This window comes from Aeromicrobium sp., assembly GCF_014378035.1.
In the GTDB taxonomy this organism is placed as follows: domain Bacteria; phylum Actinomycetota; class Actinomycetes; order Propionibacteriales; family Nocardioidaceae; genus Aeromicrobium.
The window spans coordinates 1-6,438 of sequence record NZ_JACMOM010000057.1; the positions used below are offsets into that span (position 1 = coordinate 1).

At 65.7% G+C, this 6,438-nt stretch carries 7 protein-coding genes and 1 pseudogene; 2 read left to right on the forward strand and 6 right to left on the reverse strand.

From position 1 onward, the window contains the following. Nucleotides 1-337: pseudogene (locus tag H7290_RS03150) on the forward strand (hypothetical protein); the annotation flags it as partial. A 597-nt stretch (nt 338-934) separates the two neighbouring features. On the opposite strand, the gene H7290_RS03155 reads toward H7290_RS03150, so the two are convergent. Genes H7290_RS03155 through arsB form a run of 5 tightly spaced genes read right to left on the reverse strand, consistent with a single transcriptional unit; the run spans nt 935 to nt 5,588 of the window. Further along, nucleotides 935-2,305: an FAD-dependent oxidoreductase gene (locus H7290_RS03155; RefSeq protein ID WP_290512560.1), complete on the reverse strand. Its 1,371-nt coding sequence runs from the start codon at nt 2,303-2,305 to the stop codon at nt 935-937. A gap of 32 nt (nt 2,306-2,337) precedes the next feature. After that, nucleotides 2,338-3,345 carry a thioredoxin-disulfide reductase gene (gene trxB, locus H7290_RS03160; RefSeq protein WP_290512561.1) on the reverse strand — a complete coding sequence of 336 codons (1,008 nt, stop codon included), beginning with the start codon at nt 3,343-3,345 and terminating at the stop codon, nt 2,338-2,340. Beyond that, the gene (locus H7290_RS03165) at nt 3,342-4,028 is read right to left on the reverse strand and encodes an arsenate reductase ArsC (RefSeq protein ID WP_290512562.1); all 687 of its coding nucleotides are present in this window, start codon (nt 4,026-4,028) and stop codon (nt 3,342-3,344) included. The genes trxB and H7290_RS03165 overlap by 4 nt, the downstream gene beginning before the upstream one ends. 2 nt (nt 4,029-4,030) lie before the next feature. Then, entirely contained in the window at nt 4,031-4,441 is a 411-nt protein-coding gene (locus tag H7290_RS03170; RefSeq protein ID WP_290512563.1) for an arsenate reductase ArsC, read from the reverse strand. A gap of 28 nt (nt 4,442-4,469) precedes the next feature. After that, nucleotides 4,470-5,588: an ACR3 family arsenite efflux transporter gene (arsB, locus tag H7290_RS03175; RefSeq protein ID WP_290512564.1), complete on the reverse strand. Its 1,119-nt coding sequence runs from the start codon at nt 5,586-5,588 to the stop codon at nt 4,470-4,472. A gap of 97 nt (nt 5,589-5,685) precedes the next feature. Here arsB and H7290_RS03180 point away from each other — a divergent pair, with 97 nt between their 5' ends. Next, on the forward strand, nt 5,686-6,036 hold the full coding sequence (locus H7290_RS03180) for a metalloregulator ArsR/SmtB family transcription factor (RefSeq protein ID WP_290512565.1): 351 nt from the start codon (nt 5,686-5,688) through the stop codon (nt 6,034-6,036). A 182-nt stretch (nt 6,037-6,218) separates the two neighbouring features. On the opposite strand, the gene H7290_RS03185 is transcribed toward H7290_RS03180, so the two are convergent. Next, on the reverse strand, nt 6,219-6,438 hold a 220-nt coding region (locus H7290_RS03185; RefSeq protein WP_290512566.1), incomplete at its 5' end, for a hypothetical protein.

Below are 6,438 nucleotides of genomic sequence, written 5' to 3' on the forward strand. Positions count from 1 at the left end.
CCGCGATCTACTCGCTGATGGCGATCAGCTCTATGCCACCACTGCAGAGGGACTCGCCATCAGCGATGATGACGGCGCCACGTTCACTGTCGATCCCGACGCACCCGGCCTCTTCGTGATCGCAGGCGACGGCACCGGCACACTCGCCGGCATCGACACCACCGGCACCATCTGGACCCGCTCGGCCGGCCAGGACTGGGTTAGCGGCGACACAACAGACGGGACTCCACAGGCCTTCGCCGTCGACGGGGCCCGGATCTATGTTGCTGACGATCGCGGCGTCGCGTACACCGACGACGCCGGCGCAACCTGGGTTGTGCTTCAGGTGCGCTTATGATCCATCCGCGCGCTGCAACCTCAGCCGCGGCGCCTCGCAGACCCAGCTGCTTTCATCGCGGGTCTCCCCGCGGATACGAGAGCGTTACCGTCGATTGCCGCTTACGACCAACTACTTCGCCTGCCGCAACGGCCCGCACCCGAGGTCGTGCCCACCGCTAAGAAGGGAACGGCGTCATGACCACAACGACCAGCATTATCACCACCTTGAGGCGTCGCGCGGCCTGACCGTCCCGGGTGCCGGTATCAATCGCCGCAAAGTTCAGATTCCGGCGCGTTCGGCCGACTGGATAGAGAACTGCGGGAGCGCGCTGCCGACCTCACAACCGCGAGCTGACGCCGCGACATTGACCCTGTGCTCGACAACGCCAGAACACAGAGGCCGGGTCGAGACAAGGGCGACGGCAACCCACGTCGTGATGGTTCCCGGGGTCAAGCTGACAAGTCGAGACGCGGGACGCTTCCCAGGTCGAACGCGACCCAACTGAGCGTGTTCTGTTCGACGATGATGTACTCCGTGTCGATTCCTTCGCGGTAGATCTCCTTGACGGTTGGCCAGTCGGCACTGGTGGCCCCCCGGATGCCTGGTGTCGGCCGGTCAGGAGCAGCAGCTGCTGTCCGTGCCGACGCTGCTCTTCGTTCGTGCTGGTGCGGTAACACAGCAGGAACTTCCGGTTTCGTCGGTTGAACACACCCCGGTTTCTGGCAGCACAAGCTGGACGAGGCGGGCGGCGGCACGGTTGCCGGCGAGTTCGTCGGCGATTGAGCGGACTTGCTCGTAGCCGGTCGCGAGCAGGAAGGTGGGGGCGCGGCCGTAGCTTTTCATTCCGGCGATGTAGAAGTCGGGCTCCGGGTGGGAGAGTTCGACGACGCCGTGCGGGGGGACGGTTCCGCAGCTGTGCAGGTTGGGATCAACCAATGGCGCGAGGGCAGCCGGGGCTTCGACGATGTCGTCGAGTGAGAGGCGGATCTCGCGGAGCATGTCGATGTTGGGCCGGAAGCCGGTGGCGTTCACGACGGTGTCGGCGTCGATCGCCGTGACGGTGCCTGCACGGCGTCCGTGGGTGGTGACTCGTCCGCCGTCGGCGGGGGTGAGGTCGTCGATCTCGAACTGGTCGATCAGCGCGACGGTACCGGAGCGGACCAGGTCGTGGGTGGTGCTGCCGAGCTGCCGTCGCCCCTCGAGGTCGTCCGCTGAGGACCCGTAGACGCGCACCGGGCTGGAACCGCGGATGACCCAGCTGATCGTCGTTCCGGGCTCCTCCCGAACGAGGGCGGCGAGCTTGAGGAGGGTGTTCGCGGCGGAGTGTCCCGCGCCGACGACGAGGGTGTGCTTGCCGGCGAACCGGGCACGGTCGGCTCCGAGGACATCCGGCAGCGCGTGGGTGACATTCGCGGCGACCTCGGCGGCGTGGACCGGGGTGAGTCCGCTTGCGATGAGCCCGTTCGGGGTGCTGTAGGTGCCGGAGGTGTCGATGACGGCCCGGGCGAGGATCTCGGATGTCTGCCCGGCCGAGGTGGTTCGGAGCAGGAACGGGGTGCTGCTGCGGTTGGTCGAGCGGGTGCGGTCCATGCCGCGGCGGGTGACGTCGGTGACGGTCGTGCCGTAGCGAATGTGCGGGGCAAGCTCCGGGGTGGCGGCGAGCGGCACCAGGTAGGCGTCGACGAGGTCGCTGCCGTAGGGCATCCGTTTCGCGTCCGGGGACTCCCACCCGGCGGCGTCGAGGAGCCGTCCAGCGGCGGGGGCGATGAGGAACTCCCATGGCGAGAACAGTCGGGTGTGACCCCATGAGGTCACGGCTGCTCCGGCGGTATCTCCGGCTTCGAGGACGATGAAGTCGACGCCGCGCTCGGCGAGCTCTGCTGCGGCGGCGAGCCCGACCGGTCCTGCGCCGATGATCGCGACCGGGTAGCCGGCGAGTTCGCGGCGAGGAGGCATGGTCAGGGTGGGGAGGGTCTGGATCGTCATCGTTCTGCTCCTTGATACTTGATGTTGTGGTGTCAGTGCGAGACTGGGTCGAGGACGGCGGTCTCGTTCTGGCTGTAGGTCGCAAGTCCTGAGACGGCGAGGAAGTGTTCCGCGTCGGCGGCTGCGGCACATCCGGTCCCGGGGGCGGTGATGGCTTGCCGGTAGCGGTGGTCGGCGAGGTCTCCGCAGGCGAACACCCCGGGCAGGTTCGTGTGGGTGGTCGGGTGGGCGACGAGCACGTACCCGTTGGGATCGACATCGACCTGGTCGAGGACAGGTTCGTTGCGCGGGTCGTGACCGATTGCGATGAACAGCCCGGTCGCCTCCAGCGTCGACTCTGTCCCGGTGACGGTGTTGCGCAGTTGCAGGCCGGTCATCTTCTCGCCGCCGTTGACGGCGAGGATTTCGCTGTTCCAGCGGGGGATGATCTTCGGGTTGCCCAACGCCCGGTCCTGCATGATCTTCGACGCGCGGAGGGAGTCTCTTCGGTGCACGAGGGTGACGGTGTTAGCGAAGCGGGTGAGGAACATGGCTTCCTCAAGGGCAGAGTCGCCGCCGCCGATGACAGTGATGTCCTGCCCGCGGAAGAAGAACCCGTCACAGGTCGCACACCAGGACACCCCGTGGCCGGTGAGGCGTTCTTCGCCGTCGACGCGGAGCCGGCGGTAGGCGGAGCCCATCGCGAGCACAACGGTGCGGGCACGATAGATCACACCAGCTCCGGTTCGGATGGTCTTGATGTCGCCGTCGAGTTCCAGGGTGGTGGCATCGTCGTAGAGGATGCGGGCACCGAACCGTTCGGCCTGCTGGCGCATGTTGTCCATCAACTGCGGACCCATGATCCCGTCGATGAAGCCAGGGAAGTTCTCCACCTCGGTCGTATTCACCAGCGCCCCGCCGGCCTCCACAGAACTCGCCAGAACGACCGGGGACAGTCCCGCTCTTGCCAGATAGATAGCAGCCGTGTACCCGGCAGGTTTTGAGCCGACCACGACCACGTTCTCGACAACGGTCTCGATGGTCGTGATGGTGTCGCTCAAGTAGGGAGTCCCGTCGGGGTGATGCCAAGGCCGGTGAGGAGCTCCTCCACGTTCTTGCGGATCTGGTCGCGGATGATTCGGACCTCCTCGATCGGAAGGTCGGCGGGGTCGGTGAGGTCCCAGTCGCGGTAGCGGGTGCCGGGGTAGACGGGGCAGGCGTCACCGCAGCCCATCGTGATCACGATGTCGGCTGCCTGCACCACATCATCGGTCAACGGCTTCGGGAACGCCTCGCTGAGGTCCAGTCCGAGCTCGGTGATCGCCGCAACCACGGCCGGGTTCAGCTCATGGGCGGGCGCTGAGCCCGCGGAGCGGACGTGGACGTTTCCGCCGGCGAGGGCGTTGGTGAGGACGGCGGCCATCTGGGAGCGTCCGGCGTTTTGCTCACAGACGAACAGCACCTCCGGCACCGGTGTCTCGATCGCGCCTTTCGCTTGGGCGAGGGCGGTGAGCCGGTCGGTCGCGAACCGCGTTGTGTTCGCGGCGAGGTGCGCCTTCACGGTCGAGGTGCGCAGCAGCCCGGTGTAGGACCCGAGTACATACCGCTCGACCGTCTCGGCGCCGAAGATGCCGGAGAACTTCCCCGTCAGTTCGCTGGCGAGACGGCGCAGGTACTCCTCCGGGTAGGACAGGCCCGGCATCCCTTTACCGGCGCGCAGCCCGGTGGTACTCGAGTCGGTCATGGTCAGACCGTCGCGGGCAGCAGTTCGGCGAGAAGTGCGGTGATGCGCGCCTTGATGTCGTCGCGGATCGGACGGACCTCGTCGATGGACTTGCCTTTCGGGTCGGTGAGTTCCCAGTCCTCATACCTTTTTCCGGGGAAGATTGGGCAGACATCCCCGCAGCCCATCGTGATCACGACGTCGGAGTCGCGCACGGCCTCGGTAGTCATCAGCTGCGGTACACCCTGGGAGATGTCGATGCCCTCCTCGGCCATCACGGCGATCGCCATCGGGTTAATCTCGGTACCGGGCTCCGTCCCGCCGGGGCGCACCTCGACGGCACCGTGTGGGAGGGCGGTCATGGAGCCGGCAGCCATCTGGGAGCGGCCGGCATTGTGGATGCAGACGAACAGGACGGTGGGTTTAGCGGTCATGATGTTCTTCCTTTTAGGGTGAGCGAGTTCAGACCCGGTCGGGGACCGGAAGCGGGTGGACCGCGGCGGTGCCGGAGGAGCCGGTGTCGTGGTGTGGGAACAGGCGCGGACGGAGCCACAGGGCAACGTACACGAGCGCGACGAGGGCAGGGACTTCGATCAATGGTCCGACGATCCCTGCCAGGGCCTGCCCGGAGGTAGCACCGAAGGTGCCGATCGCGACAGCGATCGCGAGCTCGAAGTTGTTACCCGCGGCAGTGAAGGCGAGGGTCGTGGTGCGCTCGTAGGAGAGCCCGATCATGCGTCCGGTGAGAAAGCCTGCGGCGAAGATCACGGCGAAGTAGACGAGCAGAGGGATGGCGATGCGGATCACGTCGAGGGGTCGGTCGATGACCTGCTGCCCCTGCAGGGTGAACAGGGCGACAATCGTGAACAGCAGACCGTAGAGCGCGAACGGTCCGACCTTCGGCAGGAACCGCGTCTCGTACCAGTCACGCCCGCGGGTCGCCTCACCGACACGGCGGGAGAGATAGCCGGTGATCAGCGGGATGCCGAGGAACACGAGCACGCTGAGGGTGATCGCCCAGAGCGAGAACGACGCGCTCGTCGTCGAGAGGCCGAGCCAGGTCGGCAGAATTTGGAGGTAGAACCAGCCGAGAGCGGAGAACGCGAGGACCTGGAACACCGAGTTCACCGCGACAAGGAACGCGGCCGCCTCGCGGTCACCGCAGGCGAGATCGTTCCAGATCAGCACCATCGCGATGCAGCGGGCGAGCCCGACGATGATCAGCCCCGTGCGGTAGTCGGGCAGGTCTGGCAGGAAGATCCAGGCGAGGGCGAACATCAGCGCTGGCCCCACGACCCAATTGAGGATCAGCGAGGAAATCAGCAGCTTGCGGTCGGCGGCGACCGCGCGGGCATCCGAGTACCGGACCTTCGCGAGCACCGGATACATCATCACCAGCAAGCCGACGGCGATCGGAAGCGAGACCGAGCCGACCTGTAACGAGTGCAGCACCGCACCGACCTCGGGCACGAACTGGGCGAGTAGCAGCCCAACGCCCATCGCTGCGAGGATCCAGATAGGCAAAAAGCGGTCAGCGGTGCCAAGCCGAGCTGGCTTGGTAACCATTGCGGGGGAAGTCATCGAGCTCCGAACGTGTCCACGGCGAAACATCGATCACCGTCAATTCAAAGTATCGATAAACATCGATGGCTGTCAATTCTTGTGAGAGGGTATTCATATGGCGTTAACCGAGCTGCTTCCCCTCACCGATGTGACCGCCTGCTGCGCGCCGCTCACACGGGAGGCGATCAGCGCCGAGAACGCCGAGAAGCTCGCGCGGAGCCTCAAGGCGATCGCCGACCCGGCCAGGCTCCGGCTCATCTCGATGATCGCCGCGCACGAGGACGCGGAGGCGTGCGTCTGCGACCTCACCGAGCCGCTCAACCTCGGCCAGCCGACCGTCTCCCACCACCTGAAAGTTCTCGTCGATGCCGGTATTCTCACCCGCGATAAGCGCGGCACTTGGGCGTATTACCGGCTAGTGCCCGGAGCGCTCGACTCCCTCGCTACCCTGCTCGTCACTGTCTGACCGGACCGCTCAAACCCCTCTGGGTTGGGCCGCGCTGCCCGTGCGCAGAATTTTTCACAACCGCGCTGCCGATCGCGCTTCGATGTGAAGCGGTTCGCGGTGGGTCTCGCTTAGATTGCCCCCGGGGGTCCGGCTTAGGTCGACATGGCCAAGCACTTGACCATGCGTCGCCGAATTGCTTTCTAGGTCCTCACCGAACCGGAAGAGAACAACTTCATCGCGATTGCGTCCAACGAGTCGTTCTCCGGCTTGACGAAAAGATTCACCGACCGCAGGCTCTGCACCGCGATCGTTGACCGGCTTACGTTCAACGGCACCATCATCGAAACCGGCCACTGATGCAAGGACAGCGACGCCCGGACGTCCACCGGAATCAGGGGTGCTCCCGGATTGCCTCGACAA

Coding starts and splice junctions, on each gene's coding strand:
- H7290_RS03155 (WP_290512560.1), bottom strand. CDS start 2,305: ATGACGATCCAGACCCTCCCCACCCTGACCATGCCTCCTCGCCGCGAA.
- H7290_RS03165 (WP_290512562.1), bottom strand. CDS start 4,028: ATGACCGACTCGAGTACCACCGGGCTGCGCGCCGGTAAAGGGATGCCG.
- H7290_RS03170 (WP_290512563.1), bottom strand. CDS start 4,441: ATGACCGCTAAACCCACCGTCCTGTTCGTCTGCATCCACAATGCCGGC.
- arsB (WP_290512564.1), bottom strand. CDS start 5,588: ATGACTTCCCCCGCAATGGTTACCAAGCCAGCTCGGCTTGGCACCGCT.
- H7290_RS03180 (WP_290512565.1), top strand. CDS start 5,686: ATGGCGTTAACCGAGCTGCTTCCCCTCACCGATGTGACCGCCTGCTGC.